22 protein-coding genes are annotated in these 24,223 nt (G+C 66.6%); 12 read left to right on the forward strand and 10 right to left on the reverse strand.

Annotated features, from left to right (window positions below; all coding sequences use genetic code 11):
- Positions 1-52 precede the first annotated feature (52 nt).
- Entirely contained in the window at positions 53-2,578 is a 2,526-nt protein-coding gene (locus tag G0D83_RS28490; RefSeq protein WP_164197857.1) for a cation:proton antiporter, read from the reverse strand.
- 203 nt (positions 2,579-2,781) lie between these two features.
- Between G0D83_RS28490 and G0D83_RS28495 the strand changes: the two genes are divergently transcribed.
- From G0D83_RS28495 to G0D83_RS28510, 4 genes are all read left to right on the forward strand, one after another.
- Positions 2,782-3,879, forward strand: coding sequence for a transglutaminase-like domain-containing protein (locus tag G0D83_RS28495; RefSeq protein ID WP_164197858.1), 1,098 nt, complete (start codon positions 2,782-2,784; stop codon positions 3,877-3,879).
- Positions 3,880-4,026: 147 nt separating this feature from the next.
- On the forward strand, positions 4,027-4,785 hold the full coding sequence (locus G0D83_RS28500; RefSeq protein ID WP_108970287.1) for a metallophosphoesterase family protein: 759 nt from the start codon (positions 4,027-4,029) through the stop codon (positions 4,783-4,785).
- A gap of 593 nt (positions 4,786-5,378) precedes the next feature.
- The gene (locus tag G0D83_RS28505) at positions 5,379-6,074 is read left to right on the forward strand and encodes a sugar transferase (RefSeq protein WP_164197859.1); all 696 of its coding nucleotides are present in this window, start codon (positions 5,379-5,381) and stop codon (positions 6,072-6,074) included.
- A 488-nt stretch (positions 6,075-6,562) separates the two neighbouring features.
- Entirely contained in the window at positions 6,563-6,727 is a 165-nt protein-coding gene (locus tag G0D83_RS28510; RefSeq protein ID WP_164197860.1) for a hypothetical protein, read from the forward strand.
- 55 nt (positions 6,728-6,782) lie between these two features.
- Here the strand turns inward: G0D83_RS28510 and G0D83_RS28515 are convergent, their stop codons facing one another.
- The 8 genes from G0D83_RS28515 to ectA all read right to left on the reverse strand — a co-directional run bounded on the left by G0D83_RS28515 (position 6,783) and on the right by ectA (position 16,370).
- The gene (locus tag G0D83_RS28515) at positions 6,783-8,156 is read right to left on the reverse strand and encodes a phosphomannomutase (protein ID WP_164197861.1); all 1,374 of its coding nucleotides are present in this window, start codon (positions 8,154-8,156) and stop codon (positions 6,783-6,785) included.
- A gap of 73 nt (positions 8,157-8,229) precedes the next feature.
- Entirely contained in the window at positions 8,230-9,669 is a 1,440-nt protein-coding gene (locus tag G0D83_RS28520; protein ID WP_164197862.1) for a mannose-1-phosphate guanylyltransferase/mannose-6-phosphate isomerase, read from the reverse strand.
- A 367-nt stretch (positions 9,670-10,036) separates the two neighbouring features.
- The gene (locus G0D83_RS28525) at positions 10,037-11,272 is read right to left on the reverse strand and encodes a saccharopine dehydrogenase family protein (protein WP_164197863.1); all 1,236 of its coding nucleotides are present in this window, start codon (positions 11,270-11,272) and stop codon (positions 10,037-10,039) included.
- Positions 11,273-11,314: 42 nt separating this feature from the next.
- The gene (locus tag G0D83_RS28530; protein ID WP_164197864.1) at positions 11,315-12,406 is read right to left on the reverse strand and encodes a carboxynorspermidine decarboxylase; all 1,092 of its coding nucleotides are present in this window, start codon (positions 12,404-12,406) and stop codon (positions 11,315-11,317) included.
- Positions 12,407-12,657: 251 nt separating this feature from the next.
- Positions 12,658-14,085, reverse strand: coding sequence for an aspartate kinase (locus G0D83_RS28535; RefSeq protein WP_164197865.1), 1,428 nt, complete (start codon positions 14,083-14,085; stop codon positions 12,658-12,660).
- Positions 14,086-14,088: 3 nt separating this feature from the next.
- Positions 14,089-14,481 carry an ectoine synthase gene (locus tag G0D83_RS28540; protein WP_108970280.1) on the reverse strand — a complete coding sequence of 131 codons (393 nt, stop codon included), beginning with the start codon at positions 14,479-14,481 and terminating at the stop codon, positions 14,089-14,091.
- A 4-nt stretch (positions 14,482-14,485) separates the two neighbouring features.
- Positions 14,486-15,775, reverse strand: a complete 1,290-nt coding sequence (ectB, locus tag G0D83_RS28545) for a diaminobutyrate--2-oxoglutarate transaminase (protein ID WP_164197866.1) — start codon at positions 15,773-15,775, stop codon at positions 14,486-14,488.
- 58 nt (positions 15,776-15,833) lie between these two features.
- Complete coding sequence (gene ectA, locus G0D83_RS28550; RefSeq protein ID WP_108970278.1) at positions 15,834-16,370, reverse strand: diaminobutyrate acetyltransferase; 537 nt, start codon at positions 16,368-16,370, stop codon at positions 15,834-15,836.
- Positions 16,371-16,586: 216 nt separating this feature from the next.
- Between ectA and G0D83_RS28555 the strand changes: the two genes are divergently transcribed.
- Together G0D83_RS28555 and G0D83_RS28560 are read left to right on the forward strand one after the other, a co-directional pair.
- Positions 16,587-17,087: a MarR family winged helix-turn-helix transcriptional regulator gene (locus G0D83_RS28555; RefSeq protein WP_108970277.1), complete on the forward strand. Its 501-nt coding sequence runs from the start codon at positions 16,587-16,589 to the stop codon at positions 17,085-17,087.
- A gap of 184 nt (positions 17,088-17,271) precedes the next feature.
- The gene (locus G0D83_RS28560) at positions 17,272-18,225 is read left to right on the forward strand and encodes an NAD(P)-dependent oxidoreductase (RefSeq protein ID WP_164197867.1); all 954 of its coding nucleotides are present in this window, start codon (positions 17,272-17,274) and stop codon (positions 18,223-18,225) included.
- Positions 18,226-18,246: 21 nt separating this feature from the next.
- Here the strand turns inward: G0D83_RS28560 and G0D83_RS28565 are convergent, their stop codons facing one another.
- Positions 18,247-19,170, reverse strand: a complete 924-nt coding sequence (locus G0D83_RS28565) for a LysR substrate-binding domain-containing protein (RefSeq protein WP_164197868.1) — start codon at positions 19,168-19,170, stop codon at positions 18,247-18,249.
- Positions 19,171-19,273: 103 nt separating this feature from the next.
- On the opposite strand from G0D83_RS28565, the gene pcaD reads away from it, so the two are divergent.
- The 6 genes from pcaD to G0D83_RS28595 all read left to right on the forward strand — a co-directional run bounded on the left by pcaD (position 19,274) and on the right by G0D83_RS28595 (position 24,221).
- Positions 19,274-20,056: a 3-oxoadipate enol-lactonase gene (gene pcaD, locus G0D83_RS28570; protein ID WP_164197869.1), complete on the forward strand. Its 783-nt coding sequence runs from the start codon at positions 19,274-19,276 to the stop codon at positions 20,054-20,056.
- Positions 20,057-20,440, forward strand: a complete 384-nt coding sequence (gene pcaC / locus G0D83_RS28575; RefSeq protein WP_164197870.1) for a 4-carboxymuconolactone decarboxylase — start codon at positions 20,057-20,059, stop codon at positions 20,438-20,440. It abuts the gene before it with no gap.
- A complete protein-coding gene (gene pcaH / locus G0D83_RS28580; protein WP_203595140.1) occupies positions 20,437-21,192 on the forward strand; it encodes a protocatechuate 3,4-dioxygenase subunit beta in 756 nt (251 codons plus the stop codon). The genes pcaC and pcaH overlap by 4 nt, the downstream gene beginning before the upstream one ends.
- 2 nt (positions 21,193-21,194) lie before the next feature.
- A complete protein-coding gene (gene pcaG / locus G0D83_RS28585; RefSeq protein WP_203595139.1) occupies positions 21,195-21,794 on the forward strand; it encodes a protocatechuate 3,4-dioxygenase subunit alpha in 600 nt (199 codons plus the stop codon).
- 76 nt (positions 21,795-21,870) lie between these two features.
- Positions 21,871-22,935 carry a 3-carboxy-cis,cis-muconate cycloisomerase gene (locus G0D83_RS28590; RefSeq protein WP_164197871.1) on the forward strand — a complete coding sequence of 355 codons (1,065 nt, stop codon included), beginning with the start codon at positions 21,871-21,873 and terminating at the stop codon, positions 22,933-22,935.
- A gap of 74 nt (positions 22,936-23,009) precedes the next feature.
- Positions 23,010-24,221: a M20/M25/M40 family metallo-hydrolase gene (locus G0D83_RS28595; protein WP_164197872.1), complete on the forward strand. Its 1,212-nt coding sequence runs from the start codon at positions 23,010-23,012 to the stop codon at positions 24,219-24,221.
- Positions 24,222-24,223 lie beyond the last annotated feature (2 nt).

A 24,223-nucleotide genomic window follows, 5' to 3' on the forward strand; every position in this document is an offset into this window, starting at 1 on the left:
CGCCTTCGAGCCAGGGCGCGCCATTTGCGTGGGGATGCGGCCCCGGGGCCGGTCAGGCCTCTTTCGGGGCCTCCGGCTCTTCGCCTAGGATCTCCGAGACATCCAGCCCCCGGCGCTTGGCGCTTTGCCGGACCGCCTCGCGCAGCTTCTCTGAGCGTTTGAGCAGGCGCTTGAAGCGGCTCTCGTCGAGGCGCAGCAGCGTCGAGGGGGCGATGGCGCGGACCTCGGAACGGCGGCGCCGCCTGGGAATGAGCAGCGCGAGTTGGCCGCACATCTCGCCGCGGCCGAGGCGGAAGCTCTGTCCGCCGACCTGCTGCTCGAGCGCGCCCGATGCAATGAACCAGACCGCGCGCGCGGTGCTGTCGCGGCGAATGATGATGTCGCCCGGCGCTGCATAGCGGGTGCGCAGCGCGCGGGCGAGGGGGCGGATGTCCTTTTCCTCGAGATCGGCGAAGAGCGGGAACTGGCGGACCAGCTCGGTGCGCTGCACCGACAGGTCGAGCGGCGGGCGCTGCTCGGCCTTGGCGCGGCGGCGGGCAAGGTCCTGCTTGAGCGCGGTAAAGAGCTCGGCGCCGATCAGCCCGTCGTCATACATCGTGTCGTATTCGCCCTCTTCGAGCCGCAGGGCGGTGCGGCGGATGAAGCGGCGTTCGAGCTCGTCGGCGTAGCCCGGGTATTGCAGGCGCAGGCCTTCGAGGGCGGTTTCGACGGCGTCGAGCCGGCGCGAGAGCAGCTCGCGCAGCAGGTCGGCGATGCGGCGGCCATGGATGCGTCGGATGCGGCCGTCGATGAAGCCCTCGAGGTCGCGCAGGATCTGCCGCTGCGCCAGCAGCAGATCGAAGCGGTCAGCGGTCATGCGCGCCAGCGGCCCAGAGATGCCGAGACGGTTGTGGGCAAAGAGCGCGGTGCGGAAGGGCGCCCCGTAGCGCGCGCTGGCGCGGGCGGCGCGCTGGTAGCCGGTCCGGCCGTCGCTGCGCGCGCCTTCGATCAGCTGGTCGCAATCGGAGAGGGCCTTTTGCGCGAGCCGCAGCGACATGGTGCGCTCGCGGATCCGCGCGGTGGTCGCGTCGCGCTCGGCCCCGGCAAGGGCGATGAGCCCCAGGGTGATGCGGTCCCGGTCCAGGATCTCGTCGCCTTCCTCGGCGGATTTCACCGCCTTGTCGAGACGGGCGCCGAAGCGCTTGGCCTCGGAGCGCACGATCTCCCGGTCGAGCCCGTAGGTGTCGGTGGTGGTCGAGACCTGCTCGCGCACGGATTGCAGCGCCACGGCAACCACCTGGTTGGAGAGCGCCTGGTCGAGCGGGGCGAGCTTGTCGAGGCCGAGCTTTTTGATCACCCAGGTGAGGGTGGTGCCCTGCACGAGCAGCGTCCAGAGGGTAAAGCCGGTGGCGAGGATGCCGACCACGCGCTTGACTTCGAAGGGCACGCGGAAGCTCTCGGTCACCGCGAGGGCCAGCGCGAGGGTCAGCGCACCGCGCAGCCCGCCCCAGAGGATCGCGACCCGGTAGGGGCGTTCGATCTTCGGCGACAAGCGCAGCAGCCGCAGGATCGGCAGCAGGCCAGAGAGGATCGCGGCGCGGGCGGCGATGGCGGCGACGACGACCACGAGGATCAGCAGGAAATCGCGGAAGTTCGTGTCCTCGAGCAGCCGCGGGATCAGCAGCGCGGCGAGGATGAAGATCAGCGCGCCGGCCCAATGGGCGAGGATATCCCAGACGTCCTTGAGGTTGGCCCAGGCGGTGGGCGGGATCTTTCCGGGGCCGACGAGGTTGAGGGTGAGCCCCGAGACCACCACGGCGATGACGCCCGAGGCGCCAAAAACCTGCTCGGAGCCGATGTAGGCGAGATAGGGCAGGGCGATGGACACCGAGAGCTGCGCCTTTTCGTAGCGTTCGAGCAGGGCCATGGCGCCGATCGCGCCCTGGGCCACCATCCAGCCAGCCACCGCCCCGCCGCCGAGCAGCATGGGGAACTGGGCGAGCGCGCCGAGCGGCGTGGGGTTTGGCACGCCCTCCATCACGAAGCCCATGAACAGGCCGAAGAGCGCGATGGCGGCGGCGTCGTTGAGCAGGCTCTCGCCCTCGATGATGCGCACCAGCCGGCGCGGTGCGGCGATGGATCGGAAGATGCCGACCACCGCCGAGGGATCGGTGGTCGACACGATCGCCCCGACGAGGAAGCAGGCCATGAGCGGCAGCGCGCTCGTCCACGAGAGCGCCAGACCGACAAAGAGCGTGGCGGCGACCACCGCGACGATGGCCAGCACGAGGATCGGCACCCAGTCGTCGAGCATCCGCCTGAGGTTCATGCCCAGCGTTGCCTGGAACAGCAGGGTGGGCAGGAAGACGTATAGGAAGACGTTGGACCTTATGGGGAAGTTGATGATCGCCGCGGCCACGGGATTGAGCGCGTCGGTGATATCGGTGCGCAGGAAGAAGATCGCCGCCCCGCCGATGAAGGTGCCGAGAAGCGCGAGGATGGCGCTGTAGGGCAGGCCGAGGCGGGCCGCCAGCGGCTCGGCCGCGGCGATGACGAGAAAGAGCGACGCGATGACCGCGGTGACGAGAACAACATCCATGCCCCCAGATAAACCGCAAACGACGTCGGGAGAACGGCGGTGCGTCAAATTTTTCGTGCTTTGCGTTACATCGCCGGTGCGGCCTGCGCGGGCGCGGCCGAATTGCGCGGCGCGGCGAGCTACAGCCTTGAGATGTGGGGACGTCCGGGCTATCAGCGGCGGCAATTACGGGAGGGCGGTTCCCCATGCGAAGGAGACACTCGATGACCCTGGATCGGAGACACTTCATCACGGCGGGCGCGGCGCTTGCGCTGTCGCCGCTGCTGCCGCGCGGGGCGCGTGCCGCCTTCAGCCCGACCCCGGCGGACTGGCGCCGGTTCGAGGTCACCACGCGCGTCGAGATCCCGGCGGGCGGCAAGCCCGTGCAGGCCTGGGTCCCGGTGCCCTCGGTGAACGAGGCGGGGTGGATGCAGGCCGAGGCGCCGAGCTTCTCGGGCAATGCCGACATCGCCGAGCTGGTGACCGACGCCGAGAGCGGCGCGCAGTTCATCCATGCGGTCTGGAGCGGCGGGCAGGAGAGTGCCGAGCTGGAAGTGGCCGCGCAGGTCTCGACCCGCGACCGCGCTGTCGACCTTGGCGCGCCGGGGCAGGGGGCGACGCTCTCGGAGGCGGATCGCGCGCTCTACACCGCGCCGACGCGGCTGATCCCGACCGACGGTATCGTCAAGGCGACCGCCGACATGATCACCGAAGAGATGGAGACCGATCTCGAGAAGGCGCGGGCGATCTACGAGTGGGTCGTCGAGAGCACCGAGCGGAACCCCGAGACCCGCGGCTGCGGCATCGGCGACGTGGCCTCGATGCTGGAGATGGGCGATCTGACCGGCAAATGCGCCGATCTCAACGCGCTTTATGTCGGGCTGGCGCGGGCCGCCGGCCTGCCAGCGCGCGATGTCTACGGTCTGCGCGTGGCGCCTTCGGCCTTTGGCTACAAGAGCCTTGGCGCGGGGTCGTCGGATGTCAGCAAGGCGCAACACTGCCGCGCCGAGGTCTTCCTGTCGGACTACGGCTGGGTCGCGGTCGACCCGGCGGACGTGCGCAAGGTGATGCTCGAGGAGCCGCCGAAGAACCTCGCGCTCGACGATCCCAAGGTGCGCGCGGTGCGCGCCGCGCTCTTCGGGTCCTGGGAAGGCAACTGGATCGGCTTCAACTTCGCGCATGACGTGGCGCTGCCTGGCTCGGCGCGCGACGAGGTGGGCTTCCTGATGTACCCGCAGGCCGAGATCGACGGCGTCGAGCAGGACGAGCTCGATCCGGGCAGCTTCGCCTATTCGATCACGGCGACCGAACTGGAGGCCTGAGCGAAACCCGACGCGCGCGCCGGCATCGGCGCGCGCGGTCCCGGGCACGGTCTTAGGGCGTGCTTTCCGGGGAGCGGCTAGCTGACCTTGTGTCAAGCGCCGCATTGCCACTTGGCACCGAACCCCTTTGAATCTACCTCACGCCCCATGAAGTTCCTGTTCAAACGCCGCAAGCCGCCCGCGCCCGTCTTCGATGCCCCGTTCCGCCCCGCCGACAGATGTATCGTCATCGGTGACGTTCATGGCTGCGACGCCTTGCTCGCCAAGCTGTTGGGGCGCCTCGAAGGGCGCTCGTCGCCGGAGACCAAGCTGGTGCTGGTCGGGGATTATGTCGACCGGGGGGACGAGAGCGCCGCGGTGCTGCGCCGTCTGCAGCAGATGCAGGCTCGTCTGGGCAGCGAACAGGTGATCTGCCTGCGCGGCAACCACGACCAGATGATGCTGGACTTTCTCGACGATCCAAAGACGGCGGGGGCGCGCTGGTTCAAGTACGGCGGGCTGCAGACGCTGGCGAGCTATGGCCTGGCCGGGGTCGCGCATACGGCGCCGGAAGAGGACTGGGTGAAGCTGCGCGATCGTTTGCGCGCGGCGATGACCCCGGAGATCGAGACCTGGCTGCGCGGGCTGCCGTTGAGTTGGCAGACCGGCAACGTCTTCATCTGCCATGCCGGGGCCGACCCGCTCCGACCGCTCGAGGCGCAAAGTTCCCGGGACCTGATCTGGGGACCGCCCGGTTTCGAGACCACGGCGCGGACCGATGGCAATTGGGTGGTGCATGGGCACACGATCACCGATCACGCCCGCCCGACCGCGGGGCGCGTTCCGGTTGATACAGGCGCCTATGCCACTGGCAGGCTGACAGCAGCGCTGCTGAGCTCTGGCAAGGTGGAGTTCGTCTCGACCTGAGGTGAGACCCTTAAGGGGTGCTGGAACACCTTCATACTCGCCATGGTTGATTCGCGCCGAGTCGGGAATCTGGCGCGTTCGCGGACAAAGGGACCGCGTTCGGGACGCAAAAGCCTCGCTTTTGCCGCTATTTGTCCCATTCATGCCCCAGCCGCCACGGAATGGTGCGCCGGCGCGTCCGGCGACCGCCGTTTCTTTCAGCATCAGGGCCCAACTGTGTGCATTGTCGGCCACAAAACCGGGTTTGGGAAAATCGGTCCCTGCGTCAACTAGGCCCGGGAACAGGGAGGGTTTGGCTGCTGCCCGAAAAGTTCAAGCCACTGTTTCCAGAGCGGTAATTTTGATGAAAGGTTTGTTGCGGGCGTTCGGCGGCGCTCGAACTGCCAAAAATCCGTTACGAAAACGTCTTGTAGCCGCGGGTTGAAGCCCTAAAGCACCGCGTGTATCAGCAAAGTGTACTTAATGATTAACGGGAGCTGACCCTCAGCTCCGTACAATACTCGGCCCAAGATGTTTCAGAAATTAACTCTTTTGTCCGGCATGTCCGCCGTCGGATCGATGCATCTAGCCATTTCGCTTGGAGGATTTAGCCGATGAGATCCATTGAATTCGGGGCAAGCGAAGATGACGCCCACTCCCCACGCCCCACCGATGGCCGCTTTCTCCGTTGGAGCGACAGGGTCTACGCTCAAGTCCTGAAGCGGTGGTTCGACCTTGCCGTCGCAATGATGCTGGTGCCCGTCCTGCTGCCTGTGATTGCTGTGCTGTGGGTCGTCGTGCGCGCCGATGGTGGGCCGGTTTTCTTTGGCCACAAGCGTGTCGGCAAGGACGGTCGGACCTTCCGCTGCTGGAAGATCCGCACCATGGTGCCGAATGCCGAGGAAAAGCTGCAGGCGCTGCTGGCCAGCGACGAGGCCGCCGCGGCGGAATGGGCGCGCGATCACAAGCTGACCAAGGATCCGAGGATCACCCTGATCGGCAGGTTCCTGCGGCAGACCAGCCTCGACGAGTTGCCGCAGATTTGGAACGTGGTTCTCGGGGAGATGAGCTTTGTCGGGCCGCGCCCGATCGTCGATGCGGAACTCGAGAAATATGGCGTGCACCAAGCGGCTTACCTGTCAATGAAGCCGGGGGTGACCGGGCTTTGGCAGGTGTCGGGGCGCAACGATGTGACCTATGACGAGCGCGTGGCGATGGATATCGAATACCTGCGGGTGATGTCCTGCGCCACCGACGTCAAGCTGATGGTGAAAACCTTCACCGCCATGTGCAACCGCACCGGGTATTGAGACATCTTCGGAAGGCGCGTTCGCTCCTTGGGAGCGGCGCGCGTTTGCTATGTTCGGGGTGCCGCCAGGGTGTCGCAGGGAGCCCACCCTGCATGGAGGCTGCGCAGGGGTGTGCCGGGATTTTCGGCATGTCTCGCGCACAGCTTTTGCGGGCGCCCGCGATCGCTGCGTCCACGGTGACAGGAGAGTGCGGCGGGTGATACCCTGGTACCGAAGGTTCAATTAGGGCCGTGTCGGTGTTTTGTGGTCCGACCGATATCTTTGGAGCTGACTGGTTTCTCTTCCGCGGGTGTCCGACTTTACCGTATCCTTCGGGCACAATCGTTTAAGTCTTAAGACGCGAGTTAATCGCACAATTGAATTCAGATTCCTATTTTAGGGGGGCGATCATGTCCTTGCGGAGTCATCGCTATTTCAAGTGCAGGTATTGCAATCACAAGCTGCGCTTTGGGGCGCAGCAATGTGGAAGCTGTTATCAACCGACCCAGATGATCAACCGGGTGCCGACCTGGACCGTGCTTGGCCTTGCGCTTGTTGTGACCGGTGCGGCGGTGGCCGCCGGGACGCTGCCGTCGATGCTGAATGCCAGCAACGGTGGGGCAGGTCAGGAACCGGGGGCGACCGGCGAGGCGCGGATCAAGGCGAGCCTTTAGGGGATGCGTCGGCCCGATCGCGGGGATCGGGCCGGTGAGTTGCGTGACCGCTCTGTCAGCCGAGGATCGCCTCGCGCAGCTGCGTCAGCCCCTCGTGCATGAGCGCCTCGGCGCCGGCGCGGTCCTGTGCCTCGACGTAGAGCCGCAGCTCCGGGGCGTTGCCTGAGGGGCGGACGTGCAGGATGCGGCCGTCGGCGAGGGTGATGCGCACGCCGTCCGTCTGATCGCAGGCTGCCTCGGTGGCGCCGAGCGGGGCGAGGAAGGCCGCGCGGGCTGCGCTGTCCTCGCGCAGCTTGGCGACGAAGGGTTGCGAGGCCTCCTGCGGCACCTCCTGAAGGCGGTCGGCCATGGTGACGACGGGCGGCTCCTGCGCGACGCGGGCCGACAGAGGGCCGTCGCCAGTGGCGATCAGCGTCATGATGAGTGGAAGCATGCAGTCGCGGGTGGGCAGGGCGGCGAGCGTGCCGGTCGGCCCCTCGGCGGGGAAGCCGAGGAGGAAGCCGCCGTTGGCCTCGTAGCCGACGACCTTGCCGCCGAGCTCTTCCATGCCGGCGATCACGAAGGGCGAACCGATGCGGGTGGTGAGCACATTGCCGAAGCGCTTGCGAGTCACGCCGGAATTGGAGGAGATCGGCGTCACCACCGCCTCGGCACCGAGGGCTTCGGCGGTGATCTGGCCCATGATGTCGCCGGGCACGATGGTGCCGGTCTCGTCGGCCAGAAGCGGGCGGTCGCTGTCGCCATCGGTGGAGACCAGCGCGTTGAGCTTGTGCTCCGTCACCCAGGCGGCGATCTGTGCGCGGGTGTCCGGGTCCACCGCCTCGGTGTCGACGGGGATGAAGGTCTCGGACCGTCCCAGCTCGCGCACCTCGGCGCCGAGGCCTTCGAGCATGGCCCGCAGGTCGTCGCGGCCGACGGCGGAATGGGCGTAGAGGCCGATGCGCTTGCCCGAAAGGGCGTCGCTGCCAAGCGTGTCGACGTAGCGGGCGACGAAGCGGGTACCGGCCTCGGGATCGGTGTCGAGCGGGCCCTCGGCGGTGCCTGCCGGGCGCCCGAGCGCGGCGGTGATCGCCGCCTCGTCGGACTTGGTGATTTCGCCGCTGCGGGTGTAGAACTTGAGGCCATTGCGGTCGGCGGGGATGTGGCTGCCGGTGACCATGATCGCGCCGGCGCCAGTCTCCTGCGCGGCGAGCGCCAGCGCCGGGGTCGGCAGCGCGCCGCAGTCGATCACCCGCAGCCCCTCGGCGCGGGCGGCGGCGATGATGTCGCTCGCGATGCGCGGGCTCGAGGGGCGCAGATCCTGTCCGACGCAGAGAAGCCCGCCGTGGTCGCAGGCTGCGGCGAAGGCGCGAACGTGGTCGGCGACCAGTTCGGGGGTCAGTTCCACCACGAGGCCGCGCAGGCCGCTCGTTCCGAATTTCGGTGCCATCGGGGCGCCTTTCCTGTCTTTGCAGAAGCGCCGACCCTCGCGGGCCGGCGCGGTATGTTCGCTCTTGGCGGGGTCAGCCCTTGGCGCCCTGGCCGCGGGCGTAGACGTCCTCGTAACGCACGATGTCATCCTCGCCGACATAGGAGCCGGTCTGCACCTCGATCAGCACCATCGGCATCTTGCCGGGGTTCTCCATCCGGTGAACCGCGCCGAGCGGGATGTAGACGCTCTCGTTCTCGGTCACCAGCTTGACCTCGTCGTCGACGGTGACCCGCGCGGTGCCCTCGACCACGATCCAGTGCTCGGAGCGGTGGAAGTGGCTCTGCAGCGACAGCGAGGCGCCGGGGTGCACATGGATCCGCTTCACCTGGAAGCGGCTGCCGACCACGAGGCTTTCGAACCAGCCCCAGGGGCGGTGGTCCATCGGGAATTCGACCGCCTGCTTGGCGCCCTTCTTCTTCAGCGCGTCGACGGCCAGCTTCACGTCCTGAGCGCGGTCCTTGCTGGCCACCAGCACGGCGTCGTTCATCGCCACGGCGATGACGTCCTTGAGGCCGATGCCGACGATCTCGATGGCGTCGGAGCCGGTGCGCAGCATAGAGCCCTCGCAGTCGATCGCCGTGGCGCCCTCGCTGCAGACCACGCCGTTCTCGTCCTGCTCGAGCTCGCGCCAGATTGCGTCCCAGCCGCCGAGGTCGGACCAGCCGCTGTCGAAGGGCACCACTTCCAGCGCGTCGGATTTCTCCATCACCGCGTAGTCGATCGAGATGTCCTCGGCCTCGGACCAGGGGCCGGGCGCGAGGCGCAGGAAGCCGAGGTCGACCTCGGCCTGGTCCACCGCGGCGCTGACCGGGGCCAGCAGGCCGGGGGCGTAGGTCTCGAAGGCGGCGAGGATGTCCTTGACGCGGAAGAGGAAGATCCCGGCGTTCCAGAGGAAGCCGCCCTGCGCCAACATCTTGGCGGCATTCTCGGCGCCGGGCTTTTCGACGAAGCGCTTCAGCGGCGTGGTGGCGGGACCGGCGTTGGCGAGGTCGAGTTCGAGGTAGCCGTAGCCGGTCTCGGGCCGGTCGGGGTGGATGCCGAAAAGCACCAGCTTGCCCTGCTCGAGCGCGGCCCGGCCGTTCTCGACCGCGGCGCGGAAGGACTCGCGGTCGGGGATGCGGTGATCCGAGGGCGCGACCAGCATCGCGGCCTCGGGATCCTTGCGCGCGAGGTGCAGCGCGGCGGCGAGCACGGCGGGGGCGGTGTTGCGCCCCTCGGGCTCGATCAGGATCGCGCCGGGGTCGATGCCGATGGCCGAGAGCTGCTCGGTCACCACGAAGCGGAAGTCGGAGTTGGTCACGACGACAGGCTTGGTGAAGCAGGCGCTGCCCGAGAGCCGCTCGGCGGTGGCCTGGAACAGGCTGGTGTCATCCACGAGCCGCGCGAACTGCTTGGGGTAGCTCTTGCGCGAGACCGGCCAGAGCCGTGTTCCGGAACCGCCACAAAGAATGACCGGGGTAATTGCCTGCATGAATCTCTTTCCTTCCAACTGCCGAGCAATGCGACTGCGGATGTTCTTAGAAACATCGCCTAACAGCCGCATGAAACCACTGCGAAGGAAAAGAGCATTTGCCAATAGGAACGGCAAGCGGAAGGCACCCTAAACCGATGCATTGCGCCAGATAAGGTCCCGTCAAAGATCGTCGAATTGGCAGCCGCTCTTTTTCCCGTCACGGCGACAGAAACCTCGGGCGCGCGGGGTTTGCAAGACGTGGTGACGACTTGGCGGCACGGCGGCGGAAAATTGTCGCCCGGCTGCAAGAAAGGCAGTGAAAAGGAAAGGGCCGGAAGCATGGCTCCCGGCCCTTGGTGTGAGTCGCCGTCAGACGATCAGGCGGTCAGGCATTCCAGGGGCGGTCGCCCTTGGCATCCTTGACGCGGGTCGGCAGACCGATCTCGTCGAGGATGGTGAAGAAGGGCTTGGGGTCGAGTTCCTCGACGTTCTTCATGGTCTTCGCATCCCACTCGCCCGAGGCGACCAGCATCGCCGCGGCGACCGGCGGCACGCCCGCGGTATAGGAGATGCCCTGGCTGCCCACCTCGGTGTAGGCGTCCTTGTGGTCGGCGACGTTGTAGACGAACATCTCGACTTCTTCGCCGTCCTTCACGCCCTTCACCAGATCGCCGATGCAGGTCTTGCCGGTGTAGTCGGGCGCGAGCGAGGAGGGGTCGGGCAGCACGGCCTTGACGACTTTCAGCGGCACGACCTCGAGGCCTTCGGCGGTTGTCACCGGCTGCTCGGAGAGCAGGCCGAGCGACTGCAGCACGGTGAAGACGTTGATGTAATGCTCACCAAAGCCCATCCAGAAGCGCACGTCCGCCTGCGGGTAGTTGGCCGAGAGCGAATGCACCTCGTCGTGGCCCGACTGGTAGGCGCGCTGGGTGCCGACGACGGGCAGGTCCCAGTCCTTGCCCGAGGCGAACATCGAGGTTTCCTTCCACTGCTGGTCTTCCCAGTAGTAGACGGTGCCGGTGAACTCGCGGAAGTTGATCTCGGGGTCGAAGTTGGTGGCGAAATACTTGCCGTGCGAGCCCGCGTTGATGTCGACGATGTCGATGCTCTTGACCTCGTCCATCTGGTCGATGGCGAAGCGGGCGAAGGCGTTGACCACGCCCGGATCGAAACCGGCGCCAAGGATCGCGGTGATGCCTTTCTCGGCGCAGAGGTCGCGCTTTTTCCACTCGTAGTTGGCGTACCACGGCGGGGTCTCGCAGATCTTCGCGGGATCCTCGTGGATCGCCGTGTCGATATAGGCGGCGCCGGTCTCGATGCAGGCGTCGAGCACGTACATGTTGACGAAGGCCGAGCCCACGTTGATGACAATCTGCGCGCCGGTGTCGCGGATCAGCTGCGCGACGGCGGCCGTGTCCATCGCGTCGACCTGGTGAGCCTTGAGGACGCCCTCAACCTTCATCGCGCCCTTTTCGCGGACCGACTCAAGGATCGCTTCGCATTTCGAAAGCGTCCGGCTGGCGATATGGATCTCGCCGAGCACATCGTTGTTCTGAGCGCATTTATGCGCCACGACCTGAGCGACGCCGCCTGCGCCGATGATGAGAACGTCTTTTTTCAACTCACTGGACCTCCGTCTTTGTCCGTCTTGGTTTGCGTGCGCTCAGGAGAGCGCGGCGCTGAAATCGTCGTAGGTGAAGTCGCGCACCAGCCGTTCGCTGCCGTCGAGCTCGCGGATGGCGATCGAGGGCATCTGCACCCCGTTGAACCAGTTCTTCTTGACCATCGTGTAACCGGCGGCGTCCTGAATGCTGAGCCGGTCGCCGGGGTTCAGCGCCTTGGGGAACATGAACTCGCCGAAGATATCGCCCGCCAGGCAGGATTTGCCGCAGATCATCCAGGGCTGATCGCCGCTTTCCTTCATCTTGGCACTTTCGCGGTAGATCAGCAGGTCGAGCATATGCGCCTCGATCGAGCTGTCGACGATCGCGAGGTTCTTGCCGTTGAAGAGCGTGTCGAGCACCGTCACCTCCAGCGTGGTCGAATTCGTGATCGTCGCCTCTCCGGGCTCAAGATAGACCTGCACCTCGTTTTCGCCAGCAAAGCGTTTGAGCCGCTCGGCAAGGCGGTCGAGCGGGTAGCCCTCGCCGGTGAAGTGGATGCCGCCGCCGAGGCTGATCCATTTCATCTGGCGGATCAGGTGGCCGAAGCGCTGCTCGATGGAGCCGAGCATGGCGTCGAAGCGCTCGAAGTCGGCGTTCTCGCAGTTGTTGTGGAACATGAAGCCGCTGATCTGCTCGAGCACAGGCTCGATGTCCTTGGGGTCATGCTCGCCAAGGCGCGAGAATGGGCGGGCGGGGTCGGCGAGATCGAAGCCCGAGGTGGACACGCCCGGGTTGACGCGCAGCCCGCGGGTGTGGCCGCGGCTGACCTCTTCGAAGCGGGAGAGCTGCGCGGCGGTGTTGAAGATCACCTTGTCCGAGCTTGCCAGCACGTCTTCGATTTCATGGTCGGCCCAGGCCACCGAATAGGCATGGGTCTCTCCGGGGAATTTCTCCCGGCCCAGCTTGACCTCGAAAAGCGAGGAGGAGGTGGTGCCATCCATGTACTCGCTCATCATGTCAAAGACCGACCAGGTGGCGAAACACTTGAGCGCCAGCAGCGCCTTGGCGCCGGAGGTCTCGCGCAGGTGGGCGATCTTCTCGAGATTGGGCAGGAGCCGCGATTTGTCGATCAGGTAATAAGGCGTCTGCATCGGTGGTCACCTCCGGACAGCGAACACGGGGAAGCCGTGCCAATATAGCGCAAGCCCGCCGAGAACAATGCCCCCCTGTTGCCGCAGCTCTCTGACATAGGTGTGACGGTCTCGAGGGGCTGGGCGCGAAAGCCTTGGGCGTGGATTGCGGGTCTTTTCGAAGAGAAGCGGGCGTGGGGCAGGGGGGATGGAAAAAGGGGCGGCCCGAAAGCCGCCCCAGTTGGTCGAAGTCCCTGTCGGATGGTGCAGGCTCAGGCGGCTGTCTTCAGCTTCTGGCTGGCCTGCGGGGAAACGAAGGCTCCGTGCAAGGCGGCGATGACCGGATCGAGGTCGTCGCGCTCGAGAATGAACTGCACGTCCACGTTGCGCGGACCCTGAGTGGCACCGATCGCTTCATAGCCCGCCTCGGCGATGGCCTGCAGACCGCGCGTCAGGACGCGCAGGGTGCTGAGGTCACGTCCGATGACCGAGGCCATCGACAGCGTGCGCGAGCTGATCTTGGCTTGCGGGTAGAGCTTGGCCAGATCGTCCTCCACCCGGCGCATCGTCTTGAGCGAGCTGTCCAGGTAGTGGGTGATGGTGTTGGCGTTCGACACCTTCGAGACGATGCGGACCTGGTGACGGGTCAGCACGTCGAGGATCGCGGCGTCATAGCCCTTCACGCCCACCATGTCCTGCTCGAAGACCTCGAGCGCCACGATGTCGAGCCCGGTGACGATCTCGACCGCCGGGGTCTCGGCGGGCTGATCGTCGATCAGCGTGCCCGGATCGCCCGGCTCGAAGGCATTGGTGACGCGCAGCGGCACCTGCGCCTGGCGCAGCGTCTTGGCGGCCTTGGGGTGGATCGCCTCCATCCCCATGTTCGACAGCTGGTCGGCCACGTCGTAGTTGGTGCGGCCCAGCTTGCGCACGTTCTCTGCGCCCACCAGCTTGGGGTCGGCCGAGCTGAGGTGGAACTCCTTGTGGATGATCGCCTCGCGCGCCGACGTCAGAGCCGCCAGCTTCGAGAAGGTCACCTCGGAATAGCCGCGGTCGAACTCGCGCATCAGCCCTTCGGTGCACTGGGCATAGCCTGTGACGATGGGCATCTCGGTGGTCGGATCGACGCCCTCCATCGCTTTCATGATGCGCTCTTCGAGCGTGTAGTGACCATCGTCGCGCCAGCCCGACAGATCGACGTTGCGCGCGTTGACGCCGGAGCGCTGGAGCATCAGCACGGTGACATAGGCCGAATGCGCCTCGCCGAGACCGGAGAGCAGCTCGCGGATCTGCAGCATGTGCTCCGACAGCTGGAAGTGCCCGTAGGAGCACAGCCGCTGCAGGTCGATCAGGCAGTTGCGCGCGCCCTCGATGCGGTTGCGCACGAAGTCGGTCGCCTGCTCGACGTCGCCAGGATGATCGAGCACGGATTCATGCGCCTCGATCATCGCCTTGGAGACTTCGGTCAGCGCGTCGTGCCAGCCGTGGCCGGTGTCGGAGTTGGCGAACTGGCCGTAAACGCCCGGCTTGCCCGATTTCTTGTGCTCGAGCAGCAGGTCGGTGATGCCGCCAAAGGCGGAAACCACGAAGACACGACCGTAGAGATCATCCCCCTCGCGGCCGCCGATGAGCAGCGTGTCGCGCAGTTCGTTGAGGCGGGACATGCTCGTCCCGCCGATTTTCTCAACGGTATGGGTCATGGCTTACGCCACCTCCTCGGCGGGGGCGTAGGAGCCGTCTTCGCGGTGCACTTCGGTACCGGTGACGGGCGGGTTGAAGCAGCAGGCCATGTGAAGCTCTTCCTCGGCACGCAGGATGTGCTTGTCGTTGAGGTTGAGCGCATACATGACGCCGGGCTTGATCTCGTGGGTCTCGCCGGTGGCGATATCGGTGATCGAGCCCTTGCCCTTCATGCAGTAGACGCTCTCGAAGTGGTGCTTGTAGTGGAACGTGTGTTCCGAGCCCGCCTCGAGGATGGTGATGTGGAACGAGAAGCCCATGCCGTCCTGCGCCAGCAGCATCCGGGTGGAGGTCCACTGCGCGTCGGCAATATGCTTGTCGGTATTCTTCAGGTCGTTGAAATCGCGTACAATCATGATGTCACTCCGCGGCAATCTTGTGGTTGTTCAGGCTGGTGGCGACGCTCTCACGCAGGATGTCGAAACCCTTGCGGAAGGTCTCCTCCGAGGTGGTGAGCGGCGCGAGCACCTTGACGACTTCGTCGTCCGCACCCGAGGTCTCGATGATCAGACCGCGCTCGAAGGCCGCGGCGCAGATCGCACCGGCCAACTCGCCCGAGCCGACATCGACGCCGCGCATCAAACCGCGGCCCTTGAGATAGGCACCGGGGACCATCTCGGCGATGGTCTTGAGCTCGTCCTCGATCAGCTGCGCCTTCTCGGCCAGCGACTTCTGGAAGCGGCCATCGGCCCAGAACTTCTCGAGCGCCACGCGCGCCGTGATGAAGGCGTGGGTGTTGCCCCGGAAGGTGCCGTTGTGCTCGGCGGGTTTCCAGACGTCGAGCTCCGGCTTCAGCAGAAGCGCGGCGAAGGGCAGGCCGAAGCCCGAGAGCGATTTCGCCAGCGGGATCATGTCCGGCTCGACGCCCATCTCCTCGAAGGAGAAGAAGGTGCCGGTCCGGCCGATGCCGGCCTGGATGTCGTCGGCGATGAGCAGCGCGCCGTGCTTCTTGGCAAGGCGGGCGATGCCGCGCAGCCATTCGGCGGAGGCGGCGTTGAGGCCGCCCTCACCCTGCACCGGCTCCACGAGGAAGGCGGCGGGGGCGTCGAGACCCGACGAGGGGTTCTCGAGCATCATCTCGATCTGCGCGAGCGTATCGACATCGGGACCAAAGGCGCCCTCATAGGGCATGTGGGTCACGCCCTGCAGCGGCATGCCGCCGCCGTTGCGCTTGCCCTTGTTGCCGGTCGCCGCCAGCGCGCCCACGGTCATGCCATGGAAACCGTTGGTGAAGGCGATGATGTTGGTGCGACCGGTGACCTTGCGGGCGAGCTTCATCGCGGCCTCGACGGCATTGGTGCCGGTCGGGCCGACCATCATCACCTTGTGGTCCATGCCACGCGGCTCGAGGATCAGGCGCTCGAACGTCTGCAGGAAGGCTTCCTTGGCGTCGGTGTGCATATCGAGACCATGGGCGATGCCATCGCTCATGATGTGCTCGACCAACGCCGCCTTCATGTGCGGATCGTTGTGGCCGTAGTTCAGCGAGGAACAGCCGGCCAGGAAGTCGATGTAGGTCTTGCCCTCGTCGTCGGTCAGTTCCGAACCACGGGCAGAGGTGAAGCTCACCGGGAAGGAGCGGCAGTAGGAGCGTGCCTCGCTCTCGCGGCGAGCGTAAATAGTCGGGCCGTTAGACGTGTCTTTCGGCATAACGAAGTCCTTTCTAGAACTTAGAAAAAGATAAGATTAGCGATTTTGGGGGGAGCGATCAGGCCGCGGCGCGCAGCTGCTCTTCCTCTTCGGGCAACTCGATCGTGACCATGTGTTCGGTCGCGTGCATGCCATCGAAGTGGTCGTCGCGCGTGTAGTGCGGCGCGTCCGTCAGGTCGCCACCGATCGAGCGGGCGAAGCTGCGGAACAGGCCCCACGACGCATCGTTGTCGCGGGTGATCGTGGTCTTAAGTTCGGTCGCCTCGGCGCATTCGTCACGTTCCACAAGATGGGTGAGCATCTTGCGGCCGAGGCCCAGGCCGCGCGCCTTGGGGCTGACAGCCACCTGCCAGACGAAGAAAGCGTCCTGGTTCGGGATCATGTGCCCCGAGATCCAGCCCACCACCTCGCCGTCAAGTTCGGCCAGCACGCAGGTGTCGCGGAAATGTTCGGCCTGCACGAGGTTGCAGTACATGGAGTTCTCGTCGAGCGGCTTGCACGCGCGCACGAGGTCCCAGATCGCAGCCCCGTCCGTTGCTTCGGGCTTACGCAGCACCGGGGTGCGCGTCTCAGGCTGTGTCATGTCTTTCGGCATCGATCTGGTGTCCTCCATTTCGTTCGTCAATCTAACTAATATACCCGGCCTAAAGTTTCAACCGCCGAAGCATTTTTTACGCTCATAGCGGACTATGAGCCTATTTTGCAGCGTTCATGCTAAGATTTTATGCAGCAAATCTGCTTAGTCTTACGAATGACACAGTCAAGTGCTTAGCCAATTGAAGCTCTGGCGGAATCCTGCCAAAAGTCATGCATGGCTGACCCAACTCCAGATCGCACAGACCAGAGCCTGATCGCGCTGCGCCGCATCCTGCGCGCGACCGAGCTTTACGAGCGCAAGCTTGCGCAGGCCGCCGGCCTGACGCCGGCGCAGCTGCGGGTGCTGCAGATCGTCGCCAAGAAGGACCACGGCGCCGCCACCCCCAAGGGGCTGGCGACCCAGATGGGGGTCAGCCAAGCGACGGTGACCGCGCTGGTCGACAAGCTGGTGGCGCGCGGCATGGTGGCCCGGCATCGTTCCGACGTGGACCGCCGGCAGACCGACGTGGCGATCACCGACAAGGGGCGCGAGGCGGTGAGCCAGTCGCCCGACGCGCTGCAGCAGAAATACGTGAAGAGCTTCGAGGGGCTGCAGGACTGGGAGCAGGCGCAGCTCGTGGCGTCGCTCGAGCGGGTCGCCGCGATGCTCGATGCGCATGAGATGGATGCCTCGCCGGTGCTGACCATCCGCGACATCCGTCAGGAAGGTCAGTGACGGTCTGACCGCATGCCCCGGGTCCGGAACCGTCGCAGCCGCAATCGTGCTTGAATCCCGGTCTGCCGTCGGGGCAGATGGGGCAACCCGCGCCGCCCGGGGGAGGGCTGCCCGCGCGGCCGGGATGGCGCTTCATGACGCGACCCGGCGCAGGGCGGGCGCGTGCCTCGGACCGGAGCGCCTCATGCCGCAGCAGATCGCCATCAACATCAAGACCCAGGCCTATCACCGCATGCTCGGCGAACGCTTCACGCTGCACGACTGCACCGCTGGATACGCGCATCTGACCGAGACGGAGCGCGCCGCGATCCGCGTGCTGATCACCGCCGGGTTCAAGGGCGCCACGGGCGCCGAGATGGACGAGTTGCCGAACCTCGGGCTGATCTGCTGCGTCGGCACCGGCTACGAGGGGATCGACGTGCAGGCGGCCATCGACCGCGGCATCAGGGTGACCCATGGCGCCGGGGTGAACGCCGGGGCGGTGGCCGATCACGCCATGGCGCTCCTGCTTTCCGTGGTGCGCTGCATTCCGCATCAGGACCGGCTGACCCGCTCGGGGGCGTGGAACTATACAGAGACGCCGCGACCGCTGGTCTCGCGAAAGAAGATGGGGATCTTCGGCATGGGCGGCATCGGCGCAGCGCTGGCGCGACGGGCAACGGCCTTCGACATCGAGGTGAGCTACCACAGCCGCAGCCCGAAGCCGGAGCTGCCCTATGCCTATGTGCCCTCGCTGTTGGACCTGGCGGAGCGGGTCGATTACCTCGTGGCCTGCGTGCCGGGCGGGGCGGCCACGCAGCACGCTGTGAACGCCGAGGTGCTCGCCGCGCTGGGGCCGCAGGGCTATCTCTTCAATGTCGGGCGGGGCACGGTGGTCGACACCGACGCGCTGATCGCGGCATTGCAGGCGGGCACGCTCAAGGGCGCGGGACTCGACGTTTTCGAGCATGAGCCCGATGTGCCCGCCGCGCTCTGTGCGCTTGAGAACGTGGTGCTGACCCCGCATATGGCAGGCAACGCGCCCGAAGTGCAGCAGATGGCGACCGACCTCATGTGCGACAACATCGCGGCCTTTACTGCCGGTGCGCCGCTGGTCACCCCGGTGCCGGAGATGAGGGCGCTGGCAACCGCCGGCTGAACCGGGCGCGGGGCAGGGGGCTCAGCCCTCCTGCGCCGGGTGCGCGGCGGCGACGGCGACCAGCGCCTCAACGAGGTCCTGCAGCACCGGGTCCGGCAGCATCCCCTCGCGCAGCGAGATGCCGAGGGGCCCGCCGAGCAGCTCGTTCTGCACCGGCAGCACGCTCAGCTCGCCGCTGTCCAGCTCGGCGCGGACCACGCCCGCCGAGATGAACCAGATGGTGTCGGAACGCGCCACGACGCGGCGACCAAAGGCGTGGGACACATTCTCATATGCGGGACTCGGCTCGCCCAGTCCCAGCGATTGCAGGAACGCGCGCACCGAGCCCGAGATCACCGCCCCGGCGGGCGGCAGCATCAGCGGGTAGCGCAGCAACTCGGAGGGCTCCCAATCCTGCCCGGCGAGCGGGTGGCCGGGGCGGATCACCGGCACCACGCGCTCCCAGTAGAGTTGGCGGAAGCTGAGCCCCTCGCCGGTACCGGTGGCGGGCATCCGCCCCACCACGATGTCCAGCGCCCCTTCGCGGAGCTGCGACAGCAGCAGCCAATTCGGCCCGGTGGAGACGCGCAGGGTGCAGTCGGGGTGGGTCTCGCGGAATCGCGCGGCGGCATCTGGGAAGAGCCCGGTGGCAGCGGTCGGCAGCACCCCCACGGCGAGTTTGCGCTGGTGCTGCGGGAGATCGCTCAGCAGCCGCTGCCCACGCTCGAGATCGGCGAGCGCGGTGCCTGCGTATTGCTGGAAGATCTTGCCCGCGCGGGTCAGCGCCAGACGTCGCCCACTGCGGTCAAAGAGCTGGGCGTTCAGGATATCTTCCAGCTCCCGCACGGTCTTGGAGGCCGCGGGCTGGCTCACGTGCAGGCTCTCGGCGGCGGCGCTGAGGCTGCCGAGCCGGGCGGTCTCGAGGAAGACGCGCAGGTGCCGCATGCGCAGGTGGGGGTGGATCATTCATAACCTCGGAGTTATGGGTTCTGCCTTTGGTTATATTTTTCATCGGCGATTTGCCATGGCAGAAGAGCGCCAAGGCCCGATCCGGCCGCGAGGAGGCATCATGCAGACAATCACCGTAGCCGGCGTCAGCCTGCACATCCGCGACGAGGGCCCGAAAGACGGGCGCGTGCTGATGCTGGCCAATTCGCTCGGCACCGACCTGCGGGTCTGGGACGCGCTCATCCCGCTGCTGCCCGAGGGGCTGCGCGTGGTGCGTTTCGACAAGCGCGGCCACGGGCTGTCGGATGCCCCCGAGGCGCCCTACGAGATGGAGACGCTGGTGGGCGATGCCGAGGCGATCTGCGAGGCGCTGGAGCTCAAGGGCGTCACCTTCGTCGGCCTGTCTATCGGAGGGCTCATCGGGCAGGGTCTTGCGGCGAAGCGTCCGGACCTGATCCGCGCGCTGGTGCTGATGGACACGGCGGCCAAGATCGGTACGCCCGAGATGTGGCAGACCCGGATCGACGGCATCCGCGCAGGCGGCGTCGCCGCGCTGGCCGATGCCATCCTCGAGCGTTGGTTCACGCCGGGGTTCCGCGAGAGCGACCCGCAGTTTGCCGCGTGGAGGAACATGCTCGTGCGCACTCCGATCGAGGGGTACGTCGGGTGCTGCGCGGCCATCGCGGGCGCCGATCTGACCGAGAGCACCCGCGCGCTGACGCTGCCGGTGCTGGCCATGGTCGGAGCCGAGGACGGCTCGACCCCGCCCGAGCTGGTGCGCGGCACCGCCGAGCTGTGCCGGGCGGAGTTCTCGCTGATCGAGGCGGCGGGGCACATCCCCTGCGTCGAGCAGCCCACCGAGACCGCCCGCCTGATCAACGACTTTCTGGAAAGGACTGCCTGAATGGACGAGCTTTACGAACAGGGCATGAAGACGCGCCGGTCGGTGCTGGGCGATGCCCACGTCGACCGTGCCGAGGCCGCCAAGACCGCCTTTGACGAGCCCTTCCAGACGCTGATCACCCGCAGCGCCTGGGGCACGGTCTGGGCCTCGGACGCGATCAGCCAGCGCGAGCGCTCGATGCTGACGCTTGCGCTGCTGGCGGCAACTGGCAACTTCGAGGAGATCCCGATGCACATCCGCGCCACGGCGCGCACCGGGGCCAGCAAGCAGGACGTTCTGGAGGCCTTCCAGCACGTGGCGATCTACGCCGGGGTTCCGCGCGCCAACCACGCGCTGAAACTGGCCAAGGCGACCTATGCCGAAATGGAGGCGGCAGCGGAATGAGCAACTTCATCACCCCAGACTCGATCAAGGACAAGGGTCCGCTGATCCCGCGCAACCGCGACGCGCATCCGGTGGCTTATGATCCCGGCTACAAGACCAGCGTCGCGCGGTCCCCGAACCTGCCGCTGCTGTCGATGGAAAGTTCGCCCTCGGAGGAAACCGGCCCGACCTTCGGTCACGGCAAGCTCGGCGCGCTCGACAACAACCTGATCCTCAACTGGACCAAGGGCGCGGCTCCGGCCGTGGGCGAGCGCATCCTGATGCACGGCCGCGTGCTCGACGAGAATGCGCGCCCGGTGCCGAACACGCTGCTGGAGATCTGGCAGGCCAACGCGGGCGGACGCTACCGGCACAAGAAAGATACCTACCTGGCGCCGCTCGACCCGAACTTCGGCGGCTGCGGCCGCACGCTGACGGATGAGAACGGCTACTACCAGTTCCTGACCATTCGCCCCGGCGCCTATCCCTGGCCGAACCGCGGCAACGACTGGCGGCCCATGCACATCCATATCTCGGTCTACGGTCACAGCTTCGGCCAGCGGCTGATCACCCAGATGTATTTCGAGGGCGATCCGCTCATCGACCATTGCCCGATCGCCGCGACGATCAAGAACCGCGCCCAGCTCGACGCGCTGGTCGCCCCGCTCGATCTGGCGCATTCGCGCCCGCTCGACTACCTCGCCTACAAGTTCGACATCGTGCTGCGCGGCCGCCGCCAGTCGATGTTCGAGAACAAGCTGGAGGGCATGTGATCATGGTGCAGAAACTCGACACCCTCGTGGAAACCGCCTCGCAGACCGCCGGGCCCTATGTCCACATCGGCCTGATGCCCACCTACGCGGGCAACGCCGGGTATTACGACGAGGAAATCGGCGTCAGCCCCATCGAAGAGGGCTGCGAGGGCGAGATCATCGAGATCACCGGCTCGGTCTACGACGGCACCGGCTGGGCGATGCGCGACGCGTTGATCGAGAGCTGGCAGCCCGATGCCAAGGGTGTGTTCCCCGGCCAGGACGGCGCTGACCCCAAGGTTTCGGGCCATTGCCGCTTTGCGGCCGATGCCGAGACCGGCGAATTCACCCTGCGCACGGTGAAGCCGGGCAAGGTGAAGGGCCGCGGCGGCGTGGTCGGCGCGCCGCATATCTCGCTCTGGGTCGTGGCGCGCGGCATCAACATCGGGTTGCAGACGCGTATCTACTTCGAGGACGAGGACAATTCCTCGGACCCGCTGCTGGCGCGCATCGAGCAGCGCCCGCGGGTCGAGACGCTGATCGCCAAGAAGACCGGCGAGGGCAAGTACCGCTTCGACATCCGCTTGCAGGGCGAGGGCGAGACGGTCTTTCTCGACATCTGAGACGGGCGCTGTAAGCAAAAAAGAAACGGGGCGGCCTTAAGGTCGCCCTTTCGACATGGAAGAGGGACGGAGCAAGATGAGCGCGAGCGTTTTCGATCACCCCTGGCTGGGCGGGCTGTTCGGCGATCCGGAGATGGCAAAGATTTGGTCCGCCGAGCGCCAGATGTCGCATATGCTTGCCTTCGAGGCGGCCTGGAGCCGGGCGCTCGGCGCCTGCGGGCGGGTGGATGCGGCGCTGGCCGAGGCTGCGGCCGAGGCGATTGCCTCGGCGCGGATCGATCTCGCGGACATCCGGGCAGGCATGGCGCAGGATGGCGTGCCGGTGCCGCGGCTGGTGAAGCAGCTGCAGGTGATTGTCGGACCGGACGCGGCCTCGGCGCTGCACAAGGGGGCCACCTCGCAGGACGTGGTGGACAGTGCGCTGGTGTTGACGCTCAAGGACAGCACCGCGCTGCTGGCACGGCGGGTGGCCGAGCTCGAGGCGGCTTTGATCGCGCTCGACGCGCGACAGGGCGAGACCCCGTTGATGGGGCGCACGCGGATGCAGGCGGCGACCGAGATCACCGTGTCCGACCGCCTGCGACCCTGGCACCAGCCGCTTGCCGCGCATCTCGAGCGGCTGGCCGAGATCGCCCCGCGGGTCGAGCGCGTGCAGGTCGGCGGTGCCTCGGGCGACCGCAAGGCGCTGGGGGAGGACGCGCAGGCGGTGACCGATCACGTCGCCGCCGAGCTCGGCCTCGCCAGCACCGGCGGGACCTGGCATGCCAAGCGCGACAGCGTGGCGGAATACGCGGGGCTCTTGTCGCTGATCACCGGCACGCTGGGAAAGATCGGGCAGGACATCTGCCTGATGGCGCAGCAGGGGCTGGATGAGATCAAGCTCTCGGGCGGCGGCGGCTCTTCGGCAATGCCGCACAAGCAGAACCCGGTGGGGGCCGAGCTGCTGGTGACGCTGGCCCGGTTCAACGCGGTGCAGCTTTCGGGCATGCACCAGGCGCTGATCCACGAGCAGGAGCGCTCGGGCGCGGCCTGGGCATTGGAGTGGATGATCCTGCCACAGATGGCACAAGCGACCGCCCGGGCACTGGCCACGGCACAGGGGCTTGTCGGCAACATCGAGCGGATCGGCACGCCGGACTGAGTGGCGGGATGGCCCGTCCTCCTGTAACTGGGTCGGGAGAAGTTTCCCTCCCCGACCCAGTTACAGGACCTTCCATGACCCAAGACGTCGCCCGGATCATCGCATCGGACCGCTTCAAGCGCGCGCAGGAGGACCTGGCACAGGGCCATGAGCGCTTTGTCGGCGAGATCATCGAGCTGACCGAGATCCCCGCGCCGCCCTTCCAGGAAGAGGTCCGCGCCGCCGCCTACGCCGAGAAGTTCCGCGCGCTGGGGCTGCAGGAGGTCGAACTTGACGGCATCGGCAACGTGCTGGGTCTGCGCCGCGGACGCGGCAACGGGCAAGTGATCGTGGTCGCGGCCCATCTGGATACGGTCTTCCCCGAAGGCACCGACGTGACCGTGCGCCGCGAGGGCACCAAGCTCTATGCGCCGGGTGTCGGCGATGACACGCGTGGGCTGGCGGCGCTGCTGGCCTTTGTCCGGGCGCTGGATGCCGCGGGGATCGAGACCGAGCAGGATATCCTCTTCGTCGGCGACGTGGGCGAGGAGGGCAAGGGCGACCTGCGCGGTATTCGGTATCTCTTTGAGCAGGGCGCCTACCGCGAGAAGATCGCGGGCTTTTTCACCATCGACGGGCTGGAGGTGGGACAGATTACCACCGGCGCAGTCGGCTCGCTGCGCTACAGGGTGAGCTTCCGCGGGCCGGGCGGGCATTCGCTGAACGCCTTCGGCACGGTCAACCCGGCCTATGCGCTCGGGTCACTGATGGCGGGCATGGCGCGCATCGAGGTCCCGGCAGAGCCGCGCACCACATTCTGCGCCTCCGTCATGGGGGGCGGCAGCTCGATCAACGCCATCCCCGAGGACGTCTGGCTCGAGGTGGACCTGCGTTCTGTGGATGCAGCCGAGCTGGACAAGCTCGACACGGCGCTGCACGCGCTCGTCGAGGAGGCCGTGGCGGCTGAGAACGCCCGGGGCGACACCAGCCATGGCGCGATCCGCGCCGAGGTGAGCCGCATCGGCAACCGCCCGGCGGGGCAGACCGCACCCGAGAGCACCATCGTCCAGTCGGCCCTTGCGGCACTCCCGGCCTTTGGCTTCACGGCGTCGACCGGTGAGAGCTCGACCGACGCCAATATCCCCATGAGCCTTGGCGTGCCGGCGATCTGCCTCGGATCGGGCGGCACCGGCGGGCGGGCGCACACTCTCGAGGAATGGATTGACGTTGAGCCGGAGCTGTCGCTGCGCGGGCTCTACGCGGGGCTTGCCGCGATCCTCGGCACGGTGGGAATGATCGAGGGCTGAAG

The organism is Salipiger sp. PrR003 (assembly GCF_010500785.1).
GTDB classification, from domain to species: domain Bacteria; phylum Pseudomonadota; class Alphaproteobacteria; order Rhodobacterales; family Rhodobacteraceae; genus Salipiger; species Salipiger pacificus_A.

Coding starts and splice junctions, on each gene's coding strand:
- G0D83_RS28490 (WP_164197857.1), bottom strand. CDS start 2,578: ATGGATGTTGTTCTCGTCACCGCGGTCATCGCGTCGCTCTTTCTCGTC.
- G0D83_RS28495 (WP_164197858.1), top strand. CDS start 2,782: ATGACCCTGGATCGGAGACACTTCATCACGGCGGGCGCGGCGCTTGCG.
- G0D83_RS28500 (WP_108970287.1), top strand. CDS start 4,027: ATGAAGTTCCTGTTCAAACGCCGCAAGCCGCCCGCGCCCGTCTTCGAT.
- G0D83_RS28505 (WP_164197859.1), top strand. CDS start 5,379: ATGAGATCCATTGAATTCGGGGCAAGCGAAGATGACGCCCACTCCCCA.
- G0D83_RS28510 (WP_164197860.1), top strand. CDS start 6,563: ATGATCAACCGGGTGCCGACCTGGACCGTGCTTGGCCTTGCGCTTGTT.
- G0D83_RS28515 (WP_164197861.1), bottom strand. CDS start 8,156: ATGGCACCGAAATTCGGAACGAGCGGCCTGCGCGGCCTCGTGGTGGAA.
- G0D83_RS28520 (WP_164197862.1), bottom strand. CDS start 9,669: ATGCAGGCAATTACCCCGGTCATTCTTTGTGGCGGTTCCGGAACACGG.
- G0D83_RS28530 (WP_164197864.1), bottom strand. CDS start 12,406: ATGCAGACGCCTTATTACCTGATCGACAAATCGCGGCTCCTGCCCAAT.
- G0D83_RS28535 (WP_164197865.1), bottom strand. CDS start 14,085: ATGACCCATACCGTTGAGAAAATCGGCGGGACGAGCATGTCCCGCCTC.
- G0D83_RS28540 (WP_108970280.1), bottom strand. CDS start 14,481: ATGATTGTACGCGATTTCAACGACCTGAAGAATACCGACAAGCATATT.
- ectB (WP_164197866.1), bottom strand. CDS start 15,775: ATGCCGAAAGACACGTCTAACGGCCCGACTATTTACGCTCGCCGCGAG.
- ectA (WP_108970278.1), bottom strand. CDS start 16,370: ATGCCGAAAGACATGACACAGCCTGAGACGCGCACCCCGGTGCTGCGT.
- G0D83_RS28555 (WP_108970277.1), top strand. CDS start 16,587: ATGGCTGACCCAACTCCAGATCGCACAGACCAGAGCCTGATCGCGCTG.
- G0D83_RS28560 (WP_164197867.1), top strand. CDS start 17,272: ATGCCGCAGCAGATCGCCATCAACATCAAGACCCAGGCCTATCACCGC.
- G0D83_RS28565 (WP_164197868.1), bottom strand. CDS start 19,170: ATGATCCACCCCCACCTGCGCATGCGGCACCTGCGCGTCTTCCTCGAG.
- pcaD (WP_164197869.1), top strand. CDS start 19,274: ATGCAGACAATCACCGTAGCCGGCGTCAGCCTGCACATCCGCGACGAG.
- pcaC (WP_164197870.1), top strand. CDS start 20,057: ATGGACGAGCTTTACGAACAGGGCATGAAGACGCGCCGGTCGGTGCTG.
- pcaH (WP_203595140.1), top strand. CDS start 20,437: ATGAGCAACTTCATCACCCCAGACTCGATCAAGGACAAGGGTCCGCTG.
- pcaG (WP_203595139.1), top strand. CDS start 21,195: ATGGTGCAGAAACTCGACACCCTCGTGGAAACCGCCTCGCAGACCGCC.
- G0D83_RS28590 (WP_164197871.1), top strand. CDS start 21,871: ATGAGCGCGAGCGTTTTCGATCACCCCTGGCTGGGCGGGCTGTTCGGC.
- G0D83_RS28595 (WP_164197872.1), top strand. CDS start 23,010: ATGACCCAAGACGTCGCCCGGATCATCGCATCGGACCGCTTCAAGCGC.